This is a genomic window from Microcoleus sp. A006_D1, assembly GCF_036702805.1.
Taxonomy (GTDB): domain Bacteria; phylum Cyanobacteriota; class Cyanobacteriia; order Cyanobacteriales; family Microcoleaceae; genus Microcoleus.
The window spans coordinates 109,284-128,438 of record NZ_JAUBVZ010000014.1; the positions used below are offsets into that span (position 1 = coordinate 109,284).

Annotated in this window: 21 protein-coding genes and 1 other RNA gene; 15 read left to right on the forward strand and 7 right to left on the reverse strand. The window is 46.4% G+C overall.

Annotation, left to right across the window (positions count from 1 at the left end; translation table 11 throughout):
* The first annotated feature begins 186 nt into the window (after positions 1-186).
* The 4 genes from QUB68_RS22540 (at position 187) to QUB68_RS22555 (ending at position 3,770) form a co-directional block, all read left to right on the forward strand.
* Positions 187-1,869, forward strand: a complete 1,683-nt coding sequence (locus QUB68_RS22540) for a tetratricopeptide repeat protein (protein ID WP_332996618.1) — start codon at positions 187-189, stop codon at positions 1,867-1,869.
* A gap of 40 nt (positions 1,870-1,909) precedes the next feature.
* Positions 1,910-2,047 carry a hypothetical protein gene (locus QUB68_RS22545; RefSeq protein WP_332996619.1) on the forward strand — a complete coding sequence of 46 codons (138 nt, stop codon included), beginning with the start codon at positions 1,910-1,912 and terminating at the stop codon, positions 2,045-2,047.
* Between the two features lie 256 nt (positions 2,048-2,303).
* Positions 2,304-2,615: an RNA recognition motif domain-containing protein gene (locus tag QUB68_RS22550; protein ID WP_332996623.1), complete on the forward strand. Its 312-nt coding sequence runs from the start codon at positions 2,304-2,306 to the stop codon at positions 2,613-2,615.
* Between the two features lie 543 nt (positions 2,616-3,158).
* On the forward strand, positions 3,159-3,770 hold the full coding sequence (locus tag QUB68_RS22555; protein WP_332996624.1) for a hypothetical protein: 612 nt from the start codon (positions 3,159-3,161) through the stop codon (positions 3,768-3,770).
* 305 nt (positions 3,771-4,075) lie between these two features.
* Here QUB68_RS22555 and egtD read toward each other — a convergent pair whose 3' ends face one another.
* The 3 genes from egtD to egtC form a co-directional block, all read right to left on the reverse strand.
* On the reverse strand, positions 4,076-5,119 hold the full coding sequence (egtD, locus tag QUB68_RS22560) for an L-histidine N(alpha)-methyltransferase (RefSeq protein ID WP_332996627.1): 1,044 nt from the start codon (positions 5,117-5,119) through the stop codon (positions 4,076-4,078).
* 344 nt (positions 5,120-5,463) lie between these two features.
* Positions 5,464-6,834, reverse strand: a complete 1,371-nt coding sequence (gene egtB, locus QUB68_RS22565) for an ergothioneine biosynthesis protein EgtB (protein ID WP_332996630.1) — start codon at positions 6,832-6,834, stop codon at positions 5,464-5,466.
* Positions 6,806-7,594, reverse strand: a complete 789-nt coding sequence (gene egtC, locus QUB68_RS22570; RefSeq protein ID WP_332996632.1) for an ergothioneine biosynthesis protein EgtC — start codon at positions 7,592-7,594, stop codon at positions 6,806-6,808. The genes egtB and egtC overlap by 29 nt, the downstream gene beginning before the upstream one ends.
* Before the next feature lie 168 nt (positions 7,595-7,762).
* On the opposite strand from egtC, the gene QUB68_RS22575 reads away from it, so the two are divergent.
* The 4 genes from QUB68_RS22575 (at position 7,763) to QUB68_RS22590 (ending at position 9,513) form a co-directional block, all read left to right on the forward strand.
* Positions 7,763-7,981, forward strand: coding sequence for a hypothetical protein (locus QUB68_RS22575; protein ID WP_332996634.1), 219 nt, complete (start codon positions 7,763-7,765; stop codon positions 7,979-7,981).
* Positions 7,982-8,136: 155 nt separating this feature from the next.
* Positions 8,137-8,424, forward strand: a complete 288-nt coding sequence (locus QUB68_RS22580; protein WP_332996635.1) for an RNA recognition motif domain-containing protein — start codon at positions 8,137-8,139, stop codon at positions 8,422-8,424.
* A 40-nt stretch (positions 8,425-8,464) separates the two neighbouring features.
* Positions 8,465-8,590, forward strand: a complete 126-nt coding sequence (locus QUB68_RS22585) for a hypothetical protein (RefSeq protein ID WP_332996637.1) — start codon at positions 8,465-8,467, stop codon at positions 8,588-8,590.
* 116 nt (positions 8,591-8,706) lie between these two features.
* Complete coding sequence (locus QUB68_RS22590; protein ID WP_332996639.1) at positions 8,707-9,513, forward strand: DUF1838 domain-containing protein; 807 nt, start codon at positions 8,707-8,709, stop codon at positions 9,511-9,513.
* Positions 9,514-9,698: 185 nt separating this feature from the next.
* On the opposite strand, the gene QUB68_RS22595 is transcribed toward QUB68_RS22590, so the two are convergent.
* The 3 genes from QUB68_RS22595 to QUB68_RS22605 all read right to left on the reverse strand — a co-directional run bounded on the left by QUB68_RS22595 (position 9,699) and on the right by QUB68_RS22605 (position 14,090).
* Positions 9,699-10,736, reverse strand: a complete 1,038-nt coding sequence (locus QUB68_RS22595; RefSeq protein ID WP_332996640.1) for a VOC family protein — start codon at positions 10,734-10,736, stop codon at positions 9,699-9,701.
* 116 nt (positions 10,737-10,852) lie between these two features.
* Complete coding sequence (locus tag QUB68_RS22600) at positions 10,853-11,299, reverse strand: hypothetical protein (RefSeq protein WP_332996643.1); 447 nt, start codon at positions 11,297-11,299, stop codon at positions 10,853-10,855.
* Positions 11,300-11,657: 358 nt separating this feature from the next.
* Entirely contained in the window at positions 11,658-14,090 is a 2,433-nt protein-coding gene (locus QUB68_RS22605) for a putative PEP-binding protein (RefSeq protein WP_332996645.1), read from the reverse strand.
* Between the two features lie 73 nt (positions 14,091-14,163).
* Between QUB68_RS22605 and QUB68_RS22610 the strand changes: the two genes are divergently transcribed.
* Positions 14,164-14,850, forward strand: a complete 687-nt coding sequence (locus QUB68_RS22610; protein ID WP_332996647.1) for a ComF family protein — start codon at positions 14,164-14,166, stop codon at positions 14,848-14,850.
* 132 nt (positions 14,851-14,982) lie between these two features.
* Here QUB68_RS22610 and QUB68_RS22615 read toward each other — a convergent pair whose 3' ends face one another.
* Positions 14,983-15,537, reverse strand: coding sequence for a 2'-5' RNA ligase family protein (locus QUB68_RS22615; RefSeq protein WP_332996649.1), 555 nt, complete (start codon positions 15,535-15,537; stop codon positions 14,983-14,985).
* 84 nt (positions 15,538-15,621) lie between these two features.
* Between QUB68_RS22615 and QUB68_RS22620 the strand changes: the two genes are divergently transcribed.
* The 6 genes from QUB68_RS22620 to QUB68_RS22645 all read left to right on the forward strand — a co-directional run bounded on the left by QUB68_RS22620 (position 15,622) and on the right by QUB68_RS22645 (position 19,101).
* Positions 15,622-16,794, forward strand: a complete 1,173-nt coding sequence (locus QUB68_RS22620; RefSeq protein ID WP_332996651.1) for an RNA-guided endonuclease InsQ/TnpB family protein — start codon at positions 15,622-15,624, stop codon at positions 16,792-16,794.
* Between the two features lie 162 nt (positions 16,795-16,956).
* Entirely contained in the window at positions 16,957-17,223 is a 267-nt protein-coding gene (locus tag QUB68_RS22625; protein WP_332996653.1) for a YciI family protein, read from the forward strand.
* A gap of 23 nt (positions 17,224-17,246) precedes the next feature.
* Positions 17,247-17,343, forward strand: an RNA gene (gene ffs / locus QUB68_RS22630) — signal recognition particle sRNA small type.
* Positions 17,344-17,366: 23 nt separating this feature from the next.
* On the forward strand, positions 17,367-17,750 hold the full coding sequence (locus QUB68_RS22635) for a phasin family protein (protein ID WP_332996655.1): 384 nt from the start codon (positions 17,367-17,369) through the stop codon (positions 17,748-17,750).
* Positions 17,751-18,047: 297 nt separating this feature from the next.
* Positions 18,048-18,491 (forward strand): hypothetical protein, encoded by a 444-nt coding sequence (locus QUB68_RS22640; protein ID WP_332996657.1) that lies wholly within the window; start codon positions 18,048-18,050, stop codon positions 18,489-18,491.
* Positions 18,492-18,525: 34 nt separating this feature from the next.
* Entirely contained in the window at positions 18,526-19,101 is a 576-nt protein-coding gene (locus QUB68_RS22645) for a Uma2 family endonuclease (protein ID WP_332996659.1), read from the forward strand.
* The last annotated feature ends 54 nt before the right edge of the window (positions 19,102-19,155 follow it).

A 19,155-nucleotide genomic window follows, 5' to 3' on the forward strand; every position in this document is an offset into this window, starting at 1 on the left:
CCGAAAGTAAAACCGCTGCCAAATTTTATACATATATAATCAAGGATAGTTAAGTAAAAATAATGAGTGGCAGCAGAACGGATATGATAAGTTGGTTTCTTGCACAACAGCGAGTTAACAAAAGCGTAAGTTAATATATAAGACCGCCAGCTTGTTATCCCACTAAATTTTTTATATGTAAGGCGTATGCCAGACCTCTCGACTTCGGCCACAGAAAACTCCTCAAACCCCCAACCAGCTCTGCTGCCGCCGATTTTAAGAATTTTGGCAGCATTTCCAGATTACGATCGGGGCAACAGACAGTACGCATCGGGAAGGTACGAAGCGGCAATCATTTGCTACGGAAAAGCGGTGCAAATTAAGCCGGACTGGGCCAGGGCGTGGCTGAATCTGGGCAAAGCTTACAAGCAACTGCACTCCTACGCAGAAACCGTGGCCTGCTGCGATCGAGCGATCGCGATTATTCCGGAAGAATACTGGGCTTGGATGCTGCGCGGGACAGCACTCTTAGGTTTGCAAAATCACTCAGAGGCGATCTCCGCTTTCGATCGAGCAATTCAAATCAACCCCGAAAAGCACGAAGCTTGGTATCAGCGGGGCAGAGTTTTAGAAGAATTGCAACAATGGGATGCAGCAGCAAGCTGTTACAAAAAAGCCACCCAAATTCATCCAAATTTGCCCGCGATGTGGTACCGGCAAGGCAGCGCGTTGCTGCAAGCGGAGCGCTACGCCGAGGCCGTGGCCGCCTACGAGCGCGCCCTCAAACTCGTCCCCACTAACTGGGAAGCTTGGCTGAACAGAGGTTTGGCTCTGATGAAGGCGGAACGCTACGCTGAAGCTGTAACTTCTTACGATCGCGCCATTCAACTGCAACCACAAAACAGTCTGGCTTGGTTCAATCGCGGCATTGCTTCGGCAAAATTGCACAAATACGGAGAAGCAGTCACAGCTTACGATCGCGTGCTGCAACTGCAACCCAACGACTGCGAAGCTTGGTTTTATAAAGGCATGGCCCTGAGACACCAGTGGCGCGATGGCGCGATCGCTTGTTTCGATCGCGCGATTAAAATTAATCCTGCTTATCCCGAAGCATGGATCGGGCGCGGTCAAACACTGTCAGAATCGAGAGATTACGAAGGGGCGATCGCTGCTTTCGATCGAGCCATTCAAATCAATCCGAATTTCCCCGAAGCTTGGCTGGGTAGAGGCATCGCCCTAGCAGAATTGGAACGCTACAAAGATGCGATAATCGCTTACAGCAATGCCCTACAAATTGAGAGTAATTTTCTAGAAGCTTGGAATGCGCGAGGCGAAGCTCTGGAAAAATTGCAGCAATACGAAGAAGCGATCGCCTGTTTTGATAAAGTAATCTCTCTGAGTTCCGAAGCAGAAATCACCTCAAAAGTAGGTTTGCAGCAAGGCGCAGCCCTGGAAAAATTGCAGCGTTACGAAGAAGCCGTCGCAGCTTACAACCGCGTCATTAAAATCGTGCCAGACAGTTTTGAAGCTTGGTTGAAACGCGGCAACGCCCTGTCAAACTTGGAGCAGTACGAACCAGCTCTAGCATCCTACGATCGAGCAATTACTATCTGGCCGGACAACTATCAAGGCTGGGTGCAGCGAGGCCTGGTGCTGGGGAAAATGCAGCGCCATTCCGAAGCACTCGTCGCCTTTGACCAAGTTATTCAACTCAAGCCCGACAACTGGGAAGCTTGGGCGCAGCGCGGCGACGTTTTGCAAAAATTGCAGCGGACTCAAGACGCCATTAGCTCTTACGGAGTCGCCCTAGAAATCAAACCCGATTACTACGAAGCTCTAGTCAGTCGAGAAGAATTGAGACTCAAAAACGCCATCCCAGGAAAATGGTAAGACAGTTGACAGTTGACCTGGGACAGTTGACTGTTGACAGTTGATTACCGCTGAGGGAATGCTGGGAAACAAACCGCCCCTGATTCCCGATCCGAGTCACTCGGTGGCGCTGTTGGGAAATATCGCAATTCAACAGGAAAGTGTGGTAGTTGTTTTGAGCGAAAGCGAGGTGCTTTGATAACGCCTTTGAGAGTTTTCGGATTCATTCAAGAATCCCCGTGGCTTCAGCCCTGGGGAGTATCAAGAACACTTGATGTCGGAGATTTCCCAACAGTACCCTAAATAGAAAATTCTGACAACTAATTGCTGATTCTGCTGGCTTCATGTTATAGTAATTATTCAAGAATTAAATTCGGTTGCGTAGTTTGTTGGTGTTTATTTACAAGCCTATCTCCGAATCTAACTCTCTGCACCTTAAGGATTCTAGAGATTTTATGTCGATTTACGTTGGTAATCTTTCCTACGAGGTGTCATCAGACGACCTCAGCCAAGTATTTGCCGAGTACGGTACTGTCAGCCGTGTCCAAGTGCCAATGGATCGGGAAACAGGCAAGATGCGGGGTTTTGCTTTTGTCGAAATGGCAAGCGAAGCAGAAGAAGCAGCAGCCATCGCAGCCCTAGACGGTGCTGAGTGGATGGGCCGCGACTTGAAAGTCAACAAAGCCAAACCTCGCGAAGACAACAAACGCTCCTCCGGTGGCGGCGGTGGCTGGGGCGACAAGGATCGCTCTTCACGACGCTACTAAGCTTTCAGACTGAAAATTAGAATTTTGGTAGTTGACAGCAGGTGCGAATGCTGATGTTTTTTTCGGGTTGTTCGACTCGTCAAAGATAACTCCCAAACCTCTAAGTCAATTTAGCCCCCTCCTCCGAGGGGGCTTTGTTTTTGGGGCAAAATCCCGCGAGGTAAGTAGAAGGTAGAAGGAAGAAGGCTTTAGTTATCTGGGAGAGAAGGAAGAAGGTGCTTCGGCTTCGCTCAGCATAAAAAGAAGAGATACACAACCAGCTTGAGCGCGATCGGTATTTTAGATTTAATTAAGTGGATTTACTTACGCCCGCAGCGCAGCGGACAGCCTAACTGGCGATTAGGTCTCCTGTTAACTCCTTTTTTCAAGAAGCTTTCGGGATTTCTGGGCCCAACTCCTGTAAACTATCTAACTAGAATTAAGCAAAAAGAAAAGTTACAATAACCGCAAAAGTGATATTGCTCAAAAAAAAACAATCTTTATTAAAAATTAGCTGACAAAACTAGCCAGACCCGCAAATCAATAGATTTTGCCTGAATAAAGATGTCCAAGCTCTACAGCACGGCCCAACTCATTAAAATCCTCGAGGAAGAGCGCCAAGCCTGCTTGCACGGGCGACGCCTCAATTTGACTGAAACGGATGCTACAGGGAACCCCGTGATCGATCGCTTTCTCAAATCTGAGGGCGTTCAAAAGTTCACTGCTTATCAAAATTTTAAGGCTGCCGTGCACGAATACCAGCGGGAACATCAAGTTTCTGGGATTGTCTGGCGGGAAATGACGGTTAAAGGCAATACTCTACGCTATCCGGCCGTCAATGACGAATTAATCGCTCTACCGATTGATTTGATAACGCTGAAGGCTGCTAAGACTGCTATGTTGGAATTCTGGCAGCGGGTAACTGCGGGGATGGATTTGTATTTGAGTATTAACAGCGGGAAGGATTTTAGATCGATCGAGCCTATCGATGTAGAGGCTGTAGCCCAGCGCACAGAATGGGCGAGTCTCTCGAAGTGGGAAAAGTTGGATTTTCTGGAAATTTTGTTGCAGTTGGGCTGGGGGAAGCCGGAGGAAGCCTATTACAAGCGGGGATGGCCGACATCGGGCAGCGAGTACATTCACGCCGTAAAACCCGGACAGCGCCCGATTTGTTAACAGTTGACAGTTGATAGTTGACAGTTGACAGTTGACAGTTGACAGTTGACATTAGCGAGGGAAAGAAACCGGGTTTCTACAATTTTTGGGTTGAGTAACGAGAAATATCGCCAGAAACCCGGTTTCTGAGGTCGTAAGTGCATCCATTAACTTCTGAATTATTACTTCAGGATTCACCTATGAGGGTAAAAAACTAAACTGGTGCGTACTACGTTCCTACTTCTCAACTAATGACTAATGACTAATGACAACTGTCAACTGTCAACCCTTCGAGAAGCTCAGGGCAAGCTGTCATCTGTCAACTGTCAACTGTCAACTGTCAACTGACAAAGCATCAAGCCAAACCACTGATTTGGATCTGTCCAAACTTGCACCGGCTTTAAACCACGCTGCGAAAGTTCTTCCTGCACAGTATTGAGATTAAACTTGCGGGAAATTTCGCTGCGGATAGTTTCTCCAGCAGCAAATTCCACCGTTAAATTCAGAGTACGTAAGTTCACGGTTTGCGCTTTCTTACTTCTCAAGTGCATTTCAATTTGACATTCCTTTTGATTGTAAAAAGCCCAATGCTCGAACTGTGCCAAATCAAAATTTCCCTCATACCTCCGATTTAAATGCCGCAGCATATTCAAGTTAAATGCTGCCGTCACTCCTTGACTGTCATCGTAGGCGGGCTCTAAAATATCTTTAGATTTGTCCAAGTCAATTCCCAGCAAAAAATACTCTCCGGGCTGCAATGCACCGACAACTTGCGAGAAGAATAAATCGCATTCTCGATGGTTGAGATTGCCGAGGGTACTGCCGAGAAAGCAAATCATTCGGGTTGGCAGCGGCGACGGGGTAATTTTAGCTAAGGCTAATTCGTAAGTGCTGACAAGTCCGTGAATCTGAAGTGATGGATAATCTGCCAATAGTTGACAAGCGCTGCTTTCTAGGATAGTAGGGCTGATGTCGATCGGCAAATAGTGCAGGGGATATTCCCGTTGGCTGTAAGCATCGAGGAGAATCCGGGTTTTGGTGGAACTGCCGCTGCCGAGTTCGACGATTTCGCACGGGCCCGTCAAATTTGCGATCGCCCCCGCGCAACCCTGCAAAATCGCCGTCTCAGTGCGCGTCAAGTAGTATTCCGGCAACTGACAAATCAACTCAAACAGCTTCGAGCCGCGATCGTCGTAGAAATACTTGGGAGGCAGGGATTTGGGGTTTTGAGTCAACCCACTAACTGCATCGCTGCCAGCATTGATTTCTGCGGGTGTGGGTGCTGCTGCGCTCACCAGGCGCTCTAAGTGCAGTCGGTTTTGCTTGGTTGAGGCTGGGCTTGTCGTGTCGGACAGTCTTGGGGATTTCATAGAGTAAAATTAAGATGCACCAATGGGTATAACACACAGTCGCGTTGCCAAATATCGCGCTCAAGCTAGATTTTTCATGCCGATCTCCGTTCTGTATTTTCTCACCAGATGGCGATCGCATCCGCAAATTAAAATTCAACAAATATCAACGTAAATCATTAAATCATTTACAAACCTTTTTTAAGCTAGTATTTTTACAGGGGGAAATTTTTGGTGTTTAACAAACAAATATTGTCTAATATTTACTATAAATTAAATTTGTATTTAAACAATAAATTTTCCAGGTTCGTAGTGAGGACTTTAGTCCGCATAAAATTAGAGGACTCGCATTCCTCACTACGAACCTATGTGATTGTAGTTATAGCGCAGCGAAAACCAGCGATAATTTGCCGCACGCCCGGATAGTACCAATTCCGAAAAGTCGATCGCATTGCCTGAGGAAAAGTCGCCCAACTCCCGCCTTTTAAAACCCGGTGTTCTCCATCAAAATAAACTTCCGAGTATCCCCTGTAAGGATAACTTTCAAATCCCGGATAGGCGTCAAAGGTGGAAGCTGTCCATTCCCAAACATTGCCCAACATATCGCAGCAGCCGATCGCACTCGCTCCCTTTGGAAAGGCATCAACGGGCGAGGTACTGGCAAGATGATTGCTATGATTGCACAGGCTGGCATTTGGCGGTGATTCTCCCCAAGGATAGGTGCGATTGGTTTGATTTTCCGCATCCCAACTCGCGGCTTTTTCCCATTCGGCTTCCGATGGTAAGCGCTTGCCGGCAAAGTTGCAGTAGGCTTCGGCTTCGTACCAACTAACGCCACAAACTGGATGGTTGTTGAAAGCTGGATTTTCTGACCAGTAAAGCGGGCGATCGACTAAATGAACTTTTTGCCATTCCCAGCCCTCAGCAGACCACCAATCAGGGTTCTGATAGCCGCCGGATGCCATAAAATCTCGGTATTGAGCGCAAGTGACGGGATAGCGATCGATCGCGTATGCTTCTAAATAGCACAAGTGGCGCGATCGCTCATTATCCAAAGCCTCAGCAGCATCGCTTCCCATATAAAATTCCCCGCCCGCAATTGCGATCGCCGAATCGGTAATGGGTAATTGGGAATTGGTAATGGGTAATCGGTAATCAGTAATTAATCTTCCTTCTTCCTCTTTGCTTCTATCCGTTACATCCGTTACATCCGCTACAAAATCCGTTGCTAATCTTCTTCTATCCGTGACATCCGTTAAATCCCGCACATTGCTCGCTGCCGAACCTTCCTGACAGTGCATTTGCAACACAAAAGCCACCGTTTCGCAGTGCTGGCTTTCGTGCTGAATAATAAACCGCCAGAGACGTTCTTGCTGGTCGAGCGGTGCAACTTCCAAATAATCTAACACCTTTTTTCTCACCGCATCCAGATACAATTCAACTTCTGGGAACGACGGCAAAAAAACCCGTTGTTTTTTCGGCAAAATATCAGCAGCAAACAGTTTGTGATACTCAGGAAAAACGGGTTTCAACCCAGCACACCGCTGCAACAGCCACAAATCCTCAGTATAAGCAATGTGACCTAAGTGCCAGCCAACCGGACTGAAATCTGGATGAGCTTGGCGGCAAAAAGTATCGCAATCGATGTCTGCAAATAGTTTAAAAGTGCCGCGGCGACACTGCTGCAAATCGCGATAAATTGCCTCTTTACAAGATTGGATAGATTTCGATATCACCGTCTACTCCGGTACTGATAATGCTTTGGGCTGGACACTCGTGCCAATTGCCAACAAATAAAGGCTCAGAAGCAATCATGACAGAATTGGGGAAATTTAGATCGTCCCGTAGCCAATAAAGGGAAGGAGGGGTTTTTGGGGAAGCAAAGCGAGAGGCAACGAGCTGGTGTCCGTCGCTGATAATGATATTAGCTGAAAATTCTACTTGCTGAGCGTTTGCTAGCTCTGCCAAGGTTTTCAGGGAGTTTTGCAAAGCAGTTTCTAGGGTCAGATTTGCCGCTGTTAATTCATTGACAAATAAGCCGAAAATGTGCTCTGAATCTGTAGTGCCGTTAATTGATTGATAAACGGTATCGCACAGGCGATCGCGAATTGGTCTGTAAAGACTTTTGCGAAAATTCTGCACAAAACCGTTGTGTACGAATAACAGGCGATCGTGCACAAACGGCTGACAGTTGCTCAAATCTAGAGCTTGTCCTGAAGTTGCACTGCGAACATAGGCGATCGCGCATTTTGATTCAACGTACCGGCTGATACTCGGAAGATTGATGTCGTTCCAAATAGGCTGTACATTTTTATAAGTAAACGGGTCAGTATCTAGGTGCGGGTGATACCAACCGATGCCAAAACCGTCAGCATTAACCACGCCCGAAGTCATTTGGCGGGGCTCGTAACTCTGCACAATTAGCGAATGTTCCGGCTTGTACAGAAGAGAATCAAGTAAAATCGGCTCGCCTAGGTAGCCAAGCAAACGGCACATAAAATTTTGTAAACAAACTAGATTAGCATTGTAGGCCATTAGCCGAAAAATTGCCGCCTAGCCCATCGAAGAGCGGTGACAGCGCCAGTTTTTTGTCGGCGGCTGCCAGCATCTCCGTACAAACGGTACAGTAAAGAGAGAACCCCAGCAGCACAAGGAGACTCTTGAATGTTCCTCGACGAACTCATCCCAGTGGTCAAAGAATTGATGCAACAGCCGATCGCCTTTGCGGGCGGATTTTTTTCAGGCCTGCTTCGACTCAACCTTCACGAAGATCCCGTTAGAAGCTGGATCGACGATCAAGCAGGTTCAACTTCCTACACTGCTCCTTCCGCCGAAGCCACCAACGCTAAAAGCACCGGGCCTCAGTCAATCTCGATCGACTAAGCAAAAGCACTAACTATTGCAGTCAGTACAAAGGGCTTGTCAGTGTGACAAGCCCTTTGACTCAGGTGCGATCGCCCGCGTTGTAAGCTAGATGGCACTTGACAGTAAAATTAACAGGTTATTATATGTAACAAAACAAGTTCAGTTCGATCGACATGACTATTTATATCGGAAATCTGTCTTACCGCGCCACCGAAGAAGACCTAAAAGCAGTATTTGCAGAATACGGCACGGTCAAGCGAGTTGTCTTACCTACCGACATGGAAACCGGTCGGATGCGCGGTTTTGCATTTGTGGAAATGATCGAAGATGCCCAAGAAGACGCTGCAATTGCCGGATTAGACGGTGCAGAGTGGATGGGGCGCCCGCTGCGAGTGAACAAAGCTAAACCGAAAGAAGAGGGAAATCGAGGCGCAGGTATGAACAGGAACAGCGGATATTAATTCGCGATGCGGCGGTTGACATTTTCTCGGAACCCACCTGATGCGCCAGTGTGCAACTAGCTCCGAATTGCTAGCAGTTGATTTTGCCGGTGCCATGTCAAATCCGCTGCACAAAAACATCGACCATTTACCAGAAAAAATTGGTTTAAAGCTGGAACCCTTGTAGGCAAAAATTAAAATCAGATTATTCATTACTCCCATCCTCTTCCTTCGAGGTAGAGGTCGCCCTCATCTGTCAACTGTCAATTGTCAACTGTCAACTGAATGAAAGGAGCCTGCGGTATGGTTTTAGTACAAGAATTTGATGCCAAGGAATGGGTGAAAACGCGCAGTTCCCTAGACGGTGAAGCCACATTTCTCACCTGGAACGGTGCTATTTACTCTTTTGTGCCCAACGAACCGAAAAAGCGCTTGTTCAAAATAGTTGGCATGAGTGCAAGCAGGTGTATTGCTGACGGCGATGGCGGTTGGAAATTTACCTCGCGAGAACTAACGTACTATCTCGACCCCAACAGCGGAGAAATTCTCCACAAATGGGAGAATCCTTGGACAGGAGAAACCCTGACGGTTGCTCACGTTGCTAACAACCCCGTCCAAGGTAATTTTAAAGGAATTTTCCCGGCGAAAGTAGATGCAGAAATTACGACTTTTAGCTTTGATTTATTTCCTAACTATCCCAATCCTTTAGCTGACGATGGGAGATTTGTTGATTACAGTCCAAATCCCATCTATCAAGCAGCGGAATTATTTAAGCTGACAGTGCCCACACCGGAATTATTAAATCCCGAACTTGTTTCAGTTTCTCAAGTAATTCTGAGTTGGGATAGAATCGGGCCGTGGCTGGCGTGGATGAAAATGGGAAATCTGCCGGGTAACATGATTTACAGCGCTACTGGTTCCAAAGTCAAGAGTTGGACAGATTTACCTCAATTGCTGCAAGATGAAATTAGGAATCGCATCCCTTTGTATAAAGATGCGCCGCCATCGCAATTAGATGTGGAAGATATGACTTCTTGGATTTATTTTAAACAGAACTTTGACGCTTATCTGGCGGGTGAAAGATTCCCTCTCCCAGCACCAGAAGTATAAGCCTATAACAGCAGAAAATTGGTTCGCAGTCACCACTTTAGTCCTTAAAATCCGAGGACTAAAGTAGACTTGCATTGCATTCATTCACAAATTATCTTGAAACTATCTGCGTTTATCTGTGTTCATCTGCTTGAAATCTGCGGTTCCTGTATTAATCAAAGATTTATGCAATTCAAGTCTAGTCTTCACTGCGAACCTGATTCTATCAATGTCCAGAAATATCCGTCAGGAGCGGTGAAGGAAAAACTGGGTTCCCCAAATTCATTGGGGACTATTTCGGTGATTTTTTGTGCGTTGCTGGCTTTGACTCGGTGAAAATATTCTGCGATGCTAGACACTCGATAGGTGTACAGCGACATTCCCAAACAGCCGGGATTCGCGTGATTAAATCGATCGCCCAGTGCGATCGAACTCGGGAACCTCAGAATATACAGTCTACCCGATCGCGCGGCCGCAAAATCTGTTTTTGACGCTCGCGGGTCATCAAAAGCCGTCACCACAAATTTTTCGCCCGGGTGAAGATCGAAAATCTCCCTTCCCGCGAGGGAAGATTCAAAAGTAGTTTCTACATCGTCGCGGGCGCGAATCAACCCCAGAACTTCTTCATAAAACAACAATGTTTCTTTGCTGTCATCTTGAATTATCATGCCCATGTGGGTAATTTGACTCGTTTTGAAAAAAGCATTTTCATCAATTTTCCCATAATTGGGAAGCGCATAATTGAATCTTTGAAAAAAAACTTGCCGAGTCAAAGGCTGCAAAAGCATCATCTCGCGCACGCCGACAGCCGCCCCGATAAAAGGACGTGCTTTTCGCTCTTTGTTGTAAATAACCTCCCAGCGGGGAGAGGTATATTTGACAGGCAAATTGGCGGACTGGGCATCTTCGGCATGGTTGAGAATATTCAACAAATCAGCAGTTAAAGTAGTAGCCCAGCGGTTGCCTTTTACCTTCATTGACAACATTTCCAAACCGTCGTTGGTAGATTTTTCCCAAACCATCAACCGAATTAATCCGTGATCTGCATCTTGGTGATCGAGTCGCACAGAGCGCACTTTTGAACGAACTCCATACAATTCGCCAGCAGCAGATGCCGATAATTCTCCGATTTGACCGATGCGATATCCAAATTGCTCCCAATATTGAATTTGTGGAACCGCATCGGTAACGCCGATACACACTTCATAAATGCCTGCGATGGCAAGGGGCTGCACTTGATTCATACTTTTTGATAAACACAAAATTGACGAATTAGAGTCGGAAAACCCGATTTCTTCTCGGATACCTCGCTACTAAAACCAAGATTTATGAGGAGAAATTGGGTTAATGAGCGTCAGTCTTAGAAAGAGTAAACTCTGCCTTTTTCGTCAATATAAACTGACCGATCTTGTCTGTTGCGGCCGTCTGATGTGGTGATGCGAATCGTCACCAGGTTTTGCTTGGCGTCAACGGTATAATCGTATTTTAAAGTTGTGGTTCCTCCTTGAACATTAATCGGAATATTGGCAATGTCGGCGGTGCGGTTGCTGACACGAACAAGGATGTTTTTGCTGGCTCCAACGGGCAAGGATGACAAGCCAACACCTGATTCGCCGTATTCTAGGTTTAATCCCGTTTGATTTAACAGTCTGAGGGTAACGTTGCGAGTAGTGTCAACTTGCGCTTGAGGTTGCCAAAATCCAGGTTTCATCCCGCCGTCTGTTGCAGGTTGAGATAATGCTGGATGGGGATTCAGACAGCCGAGGGCGGCAAGTATTGCTGCGGTTGTAATAATTTTTGATTTCATTGTTTCTACCTAGGTTAAAGCGTTAGTGATATTTCTATCTTAGCTTGAAAATCGGATGTTTTTAATTTAGGACTTAGGTTCCCAAACCCGTTATAACCAAATACGGTTCAGTTTATTGCCCGGAGTTCCCCCTAAATCCCCCGGATAGTCGGGGGACTTTGAGAATATTCTTGTCCCCCCCTTTTTTAGGGGTGTGCCAGGGAGATCGGTCTTAAATAAACTGTATTCCAGTATAACCGAAAAAATCAAGGATTGAGGGTGATATATCTATGCAGAAACCGGGTTTTTGTAATCATGATTAAATATTGTTGCTGTTTGCATCGGAATAATAATTTTTGTGCTGGGTTCGCCAAACTTTTTAATTATTAACGATCGATCGCGCGGCTTCTAGGAGCAGGCGCTGTTCGGCGCGGGCGATCGCCCTGCAAGTCTGTTCTACAGCATCGACATTCACCGAAATAGACGAAATACCCCACCGTACCAAGGAGTCAACTGTCTCAGGATACAAGGCGGTGGCGTCGCCGCAGATCGAACAAGGAATGTCCGCAGCCCTGGCCTGTCCGATCAATTGTTCGATCGCCCTCATCACTGCTCGATCGCGCCCCTTGAAACCACCTGCTACCTGTTCGGATTCGCGGTCAATGCCTAACAGAAATTGAGTTAAATCATTGGTGCCGATAGAAATTCCTTGAACCCCAGCTTTTACGTAATCTGGCAATAAAAATAATACCGAAGGAACTTCCGCCATCATCCACAGTTGAAACTCCGGAGGCCGCTTTTTCCAAATTGTTTCTAAGCGCTGGCGGCAGTAGGCAAACTCGTCCACAGAGCGCACAAAAGGTAAAATTAAATTGACATTTGTATGACCTGAGTCGTAGACTTTTTTAAGTACGCACAGTTCCCAATCAAATAACTCCGGTTCAAAGGTATAACTGAAACTGCCCTGGGTACCAGATTCGCGCAAATCGAGGGAGCGATAAAATATCGGCCGCGGCGCCACCGCAGCAGCAAATAAACTGAGACAATCCGCCATGCGCGAGACAAATTCCGATTGTTGGCCGTTTTGCAGCCAAACTTTGGGGTTTTGGCAGTCCAAAGCTTCCAATGCCATCAATTCCGATCGCAGCAATCCGATGCCGTCGATTGGCAGATTTCTGAGGCGATCGATCGAACTCGTTTGGCTGACATTAACTAGCAGTTGAGTCGCCGTTGGCGCGCCCCAAACTGATTCGGCAAATTCAGCCCGTCGAGGTTGAGATGCGGGATTGGACGATCGATCTGATGTTGAAGATTGATAATTGGCTATTGACATTTCTGCTGCTGTAGTGTAAATTTCTGGATTTTTTTCTAGTTCCCGAAGTCGATCGCCATCTGGTTCGGCGGTGGCAAAAACTTGTCCGCTATCGCCGTCTACCAACACCCAATCGCCCGAGGCGATCGCCCTCGTGGCCCCAGCAACTCCCACAACGGCAGGAATCCCCAATTCTCTCGCTAAAATAGCGCTGTGTCCTGTCATGCCTCCTTGTTCCACAACCACCCCAGCAGCAAGTTTCAGCCAAGGCAGCCAATGCGGCTCGATTTTCTGCGCTACCAAAATGCCTCCGGCTAAGAATTCCGCGTTTTCTGGGTGAGAATTCGTCATAACTTGGGCAATTGCTTCGGCTTTGCCTGATGCGGCTGCTAAACCTCTGAGAATTGCCGGAATTCTGGCTGGGGCGATCGCATTTTCCCGTACCGACGCGATTTTTTTCCCTTTCAAAAGACGAACTTGAGTAAAATAAAACTGCGGTTCGTCATTGTTTTCTGTCTCGCTGATTGTCCACTGCAAAATTAAATCAGAGTCAAATTCTGCGACAACTTTATTGCTCAATTCAATAATTTTTTGCAGTTGCGATTCCTCTAAAACATATTCAGTTTGTGATTCCTCGCCCAGCGCCAAAACTTCCAGGCAACTGTCAGCAAAATCAGGAATTAGAAATGCAGAATTTGCAATTTGGCTGCCTTTAAAATTCTCAATCAGTGATTTTTTTGTCTGGTCTCCTTCATCAGCTTTGAGATTGTATGCTAATGTTTTGTAACCCAGCCTCTGGAATTTAACCGCGCCTGTTTCCGGCTGCACTTCATAGTAATCGGGGATAGTTTCTCCCCTAGCGAGGGACATTCCTAAACCGCTGGTGGCTTGGATTTCCCACGCTGCACCCGCGTTCGTTTTCACATCGCCCGCCGCGCGAGCTCCTTGAAGTGACTGCACCAAAACTGCGGGATTGATTTCCTGTATCCTCAAACCGCACCGCTGGAAGTAAAATAGACTTCGGGCTCTGAACATTTCTGCCCAAGCTCGTTTGAGTCCTGCTTCAATGGCTTCTGGTTCGGCGCGTACTGCGTGAGATTCCAGGATTCCGGCTGTTTTGGGGCTCCGGGAAGTTAGGGAAGGGCGAAAAATTAAGGCTTTGGAGTTGGAGTTTAGTTGACTAACCGCAGACTCTAGGCCCGATAGCAGTGCATCTGGCAATTTGGTGGCGAGAATTTGGTGGCGGATGCTGCGGGCGATCGATTGCAGTTGTCTCGGTTCATCGACATTCAAGTGTAGCGAAGAGTGCGGCCAGTCAGCAAACAGCGGTTCTAGCCAGTCGATCGACTCCAAAAACTGCCAAAATGTTTTAGCCGGCACGACAAAACCCGGTACAACGGGATGATTTTGGGCGAGTAAACAGCTCAAGTAAAATGCTTTTTCTCCCACTGCATCTCGGTCTGAAAGTTGAATTTTGTCTAGCCAGTAGAGGTTTGTCACGCTGGGAGCCTGTCCTTAGAAACTGATTGAATTTTGATAGTTTTTCCCATTAATCACTTACCACAATTTTAGGATGAACAAGCGAAAATGGACGGGATTAGTCAAATCTTTTGTCAATCTATTTCTTAAGTCTAACTGTCCTCTTTGTCAGCGATCGGCTGCCGAAGAGTTTTGTCCCTACTGCCACAAGCAACTTCAGCGATGTCAGTTAGCCGATCCCGGTCGATTTTGGGATTCACAGCAGCCTGTTTTTGTGTGGGGCGAGTATGGCGGAACTCTCAAACGGGCGATCGCAGCTTTGAAATATGAAGGCAATCCGCAATTAGCCAAACCTCTCGGCGGCTGGCTGGCAGAAGCTTGGCTGAGTTATCCCGAATTAGCTATTGACAATCTAACAGTTGTACCGATTCCCATGCACAAAGAAAAGGTCAAGGAGCGCGGTTTTAACCAAGCGGAACTTTTGGCGGAAAGTTTTTGCGAGTTGACTGGTTTGCCTTTGCAGCGGCACGGTTTGGAGCGGGTGAAAAATACTCAGGCTTTATTCGCTCTGACACCACAGCAGCGAAAAGCGGAAATGAAAGATGCTTTAAGTTTGGGGAAAGATTTTCGCCGCCGTCTCCCGCGCGATCGAGTTTTGTTAGTTGATGATATTTACACTAGCGGTACTACGGTGAAGTCGGCAATTCAAATATTGAAAGATTCGGGAATTTCTGTTTATGGAACTGTGGCACTTGCAAGTCCGACTAAGAGCGATCGGTAAGTGGTGACTGACTTTAATTTTAAACAGGTTTGTAGTGAGGAAATGATATTTATCAGGACTTGCTAAGAAGATTTTTTGGGGGAAACGAACCGCGAAGACGCGAAGGACGCGAAGAAAGAGAAGAGAGAGAGTTTAGGCCGAAAGCGGGAATTGGTTGCTGATGTTCCAACGGCTGCCGTCGTGAAGCAGTAAGGTTAACGCGGAAGCGGTAAACTCAAAGTGGATTTCACGCCCTGCAAATTCCAACCAAGCCGCTTGAAAATTCTCCCGAGTTAAATCGCGAAACGCTACTGTCATGTGCGGTACAAATGGGCGACTTTGAGAAAGTCGATCGACTATTCCCAAAGTTGCCTCGATATAACTCATCAAATCTTTGTGAATCTCCAGCAATTCGGGCGATTTGACAACATCAGCGTAAATGACGCGGGGCGCGAAAGCAGCAAAACCGGATAGAGTAACCGGAATTGACAGCCGATTTGCCGAAAACTCCTTCAAACTTTGCTCTAATGTTGGAACATCCTCCGCTAACGAGTGAAAAGGAGGTTGCAGCGTGATGTGCGGCGGCGAATTCAAAGCACCGCGGCTGTTGTAGTGTTCCGCAAAATACAGTTGAATCTCAGTAATGTGCTGTTCAATATCGGGAGGTGGCACTAGGGCAATAAAAAATCGCTGTTTTGACTGGTTCATCGAAAATTTGGGTAGAAACCCCGTCCTTTTAGGACGGCTTTAATTAGCTAGCTGATTTTAAAGACTAGATACTACAATGTGAGCATGACACAAAAAGCTTTCAAGTACCGATTCTATCCGACTCCTGAACAAGAAACTCTGCTCAGGAAAACGATGGGTTGCGCTCGATTAATTTACAACCGCGCTCTCGCCGCAAGGACGGAGGCATGGTACGAACGGCAAGAGCGAGTCGGATACGCTGAAACTTCAACAATGCTAACTGATTGGAAAAAGCAAGAAGACTTGCAATTTCTGTCGGAGGTTAGCTGTGTGCCATTACAACAAGGTTTGAGGCATCTGCAAACCGCCTTTACGAATTTCTTCGCAGGACGAGCAAAATATCCGAACTTCAAGAAAAAGCATCATGGTGGCAATGCTGAGTTTACTAAGTCTGCTTTTAAATGGAAAGATGGACAAGTATTTCTGGCAAAAATCGCTGAGCCATTAGCTATTCGCTGGAGTAGACAAATTCCCGAAGGCGCAGAACCATCAACAATCACGGTAAAGCTTTCGCCTGCCGGAAGATGGTCGGTGTCGATGCTTGTAGATATTGTAATCGAAGCATTACCCGAATCTCCCAATCAAGTTGGTTTGGACTTGGGTATCACTAGCTTGATTGCTTTGAGCAACGGCGAAAAAGTAGCTAATCCCAAAGCGTTCAAGGCGAAGCGCCGTAAACTGCGTAAAGCTCAAAAAGCCCTCAGTCGCAAGCAAAAAGGATCTAACAACCGCCATAAAGCCAGGCGTAAAGTTGCTAAAGTTTACGCAGAAATTAGTGACGCAAGAAGTGATTTTATTCATAAGTTAACGACTCGATTGGTGCGCGAAAACCAAACCATCGCTGTTGAGGACTTGGCTGTGAAGAACATGATAAAGAATCGGAAACTTGCTCTTTCAATCAGCGATGCCAGTTGGGGTGAACTAATCAGACAGCTTGAATACAAGTGCGATTGGTACGGACGCACCTTAGTCAAGATCGACCGCTGGTTTCCGAGTTCTAAGCGCTGTGGACATTGTGGACATATCGTTGATAAGTTGCCTTTGAATATCAGAGAGTGGGACTGCCCGAAGTGCGGTACACATCATGATAGAGATTTAAATGCGGCTAACAATATTCTTGCCGCAGGGCTTGCGGTTAATGTCTGTGGAGCGACTGTAAGACCAGAACAGAGTAAATCTGTTAAGGCTGGTGCTACGAAGCAGAAACCTAAGTCGTAAGTCTTAGGAATCCCCGTCGCTAAAGCGCGGGGTGGATGTCAAGGGATAACATCGCAGTTAAGAAAGGATGATGGAAAATGGAATATAGAGCATTTGCCCTAGATCCCATTGCTCATCACCCATTCCCAATCTAAAATATAAAATCTAACATCCAAAATAAAAATGCCTTGGTTTGTCAAAATTGAGCAAGGAATTGTCGAAAAGCCTGTCTTTGACCAATATGTGCCAGCTCACAGAGCTTATGTCCGAGAGTTGATTTCTAAAGGACACCGAGCGAAAACTGGCTACTGGGCGAGGCGGGGTGGCGGTATGTTGATGTTTGAGGCGGGTTCGATGGATGAGGCGAAGGCGATCGTCGCTGAAGACCCGCTGGTGAAGAACGGTTGCGTTGTTTATGAAATTTATCACTGGTGTGTGGTTGAAGAATAAATAACTGTGTTATACTCATAAATGAACTGGACCCACGCGATTCCAACGCCCAAATTTTGTCAGGACCGGAAGGTAGCAGCAACACGGGATGCTTGTAATAGGCGTGGTCTCCGGTTCACCCTGTTTTATGAGGTATAGCTCCTATGCCTGGTTTCGGAGATATTTTACAGAAAGCAGTTTACCTTGGTGTCGGGCTAGCTTCCTACGCTGGTGAAAAAGCTGGCAGCAAGTTAACTGAATTACGCACTGAAGCCCAAAAGCTGGCAGACGAATTAGTCAAGCGGGGCGAGATGTCAACCGAAGAAGCTCGTCGCTTTGTTGATGATATGGTGCAACAGGCTCAGCAGCAGCAACCGCCAGTAGAACCCGCTGGAGACAAAAAACCCGCTGAACCTCGGCGTATCGAAATTATTTCTGAGGAAGAAGAAGTTTCTGCAAAAGAGACTAAAGAAACCGGCGGCGTAGACAAGCTCCGCGAACAGGTGCAGAATTTACAAGACGAATTGCGGCGACTGAAGCAAGATTAAGCTACAAAAAGCTCGCAAAGCACAAAGGGAACTCAGGATAATACTCTTGAGTTCCCTTTTTGAATATCTCCCCTGTCAGATGTGGATGAATATCGGGTAATACGTAATAGAATAGTCCTGGATGCACTAAGTAGGTCATTGCCAAAAAAAAATAGTATCTTGTAGGGGCGGGTTTAGCTAAGAATTTATGATATAACCCCAGACATAAAGGCAAAACCCGCCCGACCCATCTTAGCTTCGCCTGAGGCTGGCTGCACTTGTCTGTTAAATATTTTGCAATAGTAAGCTGTCAAATTTATGGAAGATTGGTCTAAAGATTTTTTTGAAGTAATGGAAAATGCTGTCTCTGAAGTAGAGCATTTTTTCACCGACATGAGCGAAGAGTTTGTCGAAATGCTGGACATTTTGGCTCATATTTCGGAAGAGTTTACAGACCAAGTACAAAATAACCTGATTAGTGAAGTTGACGGTTATTTAAATGAATTCGATGGTTATTTCAATGAATTTCTCGAACCGATAATTGAAATTTGCCGGGACTTTGACCCGGAGTTTGATGAGATAGATTTGTCGATGGTGACTTATGTAAACCCTTCGCCGACTCAGCATCCGGTTTGTCGCGGTTGTACTAACTATCACGGTCAAGTTTACGGCGGAAATTTGTTGGTTTGTGCGATGCACCCTACTGGTGTGGAATCGGAAAGTTGCGCTGATTGGGAAGCTGACAGCGATGGGATTTTTTAAGGCGATAGTTGAGTTTTTGAGGGTTTAATCGCTTATGTTAACGTCAATTCAGTCTCCGTCAAAGATTTCTTTGGAAGAGTTTCTGCTGCTTCCAGAAACTAAGCCTGCTAGCGAGTATGTTGATGGTCAAATTTATCAAAAAGCTATGCCGCAAGGAAAACACAGCACGTTGCAAACCCGTTTTGGGAATAGAATTAATCAGGTGGGAGAATCGCAAAAGTTAGCTTTTGCTTTTTCAGAATTGCGCTGCACTTTTGGGGGACGTTCTATTGTTCCAGATATAGCAGTGTTTGAGTGGTCGCGCATTCTTCTCAATGCTAATGGAGAGATAGAAAACAGGTTTAAGATTGTGCCGGATTGGACAATTGAGATTTTATCGCCGGATCAAAATCCAACTCGGGTAATCAATAATATTTTGTTTTGCTTAAATCACGGTGCTAAATTAGGTTGGTTGATTGACCCGGAGGAAAAATTAGTTCTTGTTTTTAAGCCGCAGCAGCAACCAGAGGCGAAGGAGGGCGAGGATATTTTACCTGTGCTCGATGTGCTGTCTGGTTTGCAAATGTCGGCGGATGATTTGTTTGGGTTGTTAAGTTTCGATCGCGCTTAAGCTACATTTGAGTATAGGGACTTTTGCATCTAACGGCATTTAAAGGTGAATCGC

Coding starts and splice junctions, on each gene's coding strand:
- QUB68_RS22625 (WP_332996653.1), top strand. CDS start 16,957: ATGCCTTGGTTTGTCAAAATTGAGCAAGGAATTGTCGAAAAGCCTGTC.
- QUB68_RS22620 (WP_332996651.1), top strand. CDS start 15,622: ATGACACAAAAAGCTTTCAAGTACCGATTCTATCCGACTCCTGAACAA.
- QUB68_RS22550 (WP_332996623.1), top strand. CDS start 2,304: ATGTCGATTTACGTTGGTAATCTTTCCTACGAGGTGTCATCAGACGAC.
- QUB68_RS22600 (WP_332996643.1), bottom strand. CDS start 11,299: ATGAAATCAAAAATTATTACAACCGCAGCAATACTTGCCGCCCTCGGC.
- QUB68_RS22635 (WP_332996655.1), top strand. CDS start 17,367: ATGCCTGGTTTCGGAGATATTTTACAGAAAGCAGTTTACCTTGGTGTC.
- QUB68_RS22610 (WP_332996647.1), top strand. CDS start 14,164: ATGAACAAGCGAAAATGGACGGGATTAGTCAAATCTTTTGTCAATCTA.
- egtD (WP_332996627.1), bottom strand. CDS start 5,119: ATGAAATCCCCAAGACTGTCCGACACGACAAGCCCAGCCTCAACCAAG.
- QUB68_RS22585 (WP_332996637.1), top strand. CDS start 8,465: ATGCGCCAGTGTGCAACTAGCTCCGAATTGCTAGCAGTTGATTTTGCC.
- QUB68_RS22615 (WP_332996649.1), bottom strand. CDS start 15,537: ATGAACCAGTCAAAACAGCGATTTTTTATTGCCCTAGTGCCACCTCCC.
- QUB68_RS22590 (WP_332996639.1), top strand. CDS start 8,707: ATGGTTTTAGTACAAGAATTTGATGCCAAGGAATGGGTGAAAACGCGC.
- QUB68_RS22640 (WP_332996657.1), top strand. CDS start 18,048: ATGGAAGATTGGTCTAAAGATTTTTTTGAAGTAATGGAAAATGCTGTC.
- egtC (WP_332996632.1), bottom strand. CDS start 7,594: ATGTGCCGTTTGCTTGGCTACCTAGGCGAGCCGATTTTACTTGATTCT.
- QUB68_RS22540 (WP_332996618.1), top strand. CDS start 187: ATGCCAGACCTCTCGACTTCGGCCACAGAAAACTCCTCAAACCCCCAA.
- QUB68_RS22580 (WP_332996635.1), top strand. CDS start 8,137: ATGACTATTTATATCGGAAATCTGTCTTACCGCGCCACCGAAGAAGAC.
- QUB68_RS22575 (WP_332996634.1), top strand. CDS start 7,763: ATGTTCCTCGACGAACTCATCCCAGTGGTCAAAGAATTGATGCAACAG.
- QUB68_RS22555 (WP_332996624.1), top strand. CDS start 3,159: ATGTCCAAGCTCTACAGCACGGCCCAACTCATTAAAATCCTCGAGGAA.
- QUB68_RS22595 (WP_332996640.1), bottom strand. CDS start 10,736: ATGAATCAAGTGCAGCCCCTTGCCATCGCAGGCATTTATGAAGTGTGT.
- QUB68_RS22645 (WP_332996659.1), top strand. CDS start 18,526: ATGTTAACGTCAATTCAGTCTCCGTCAAAGATTTCTTTGGAAGAGTTT.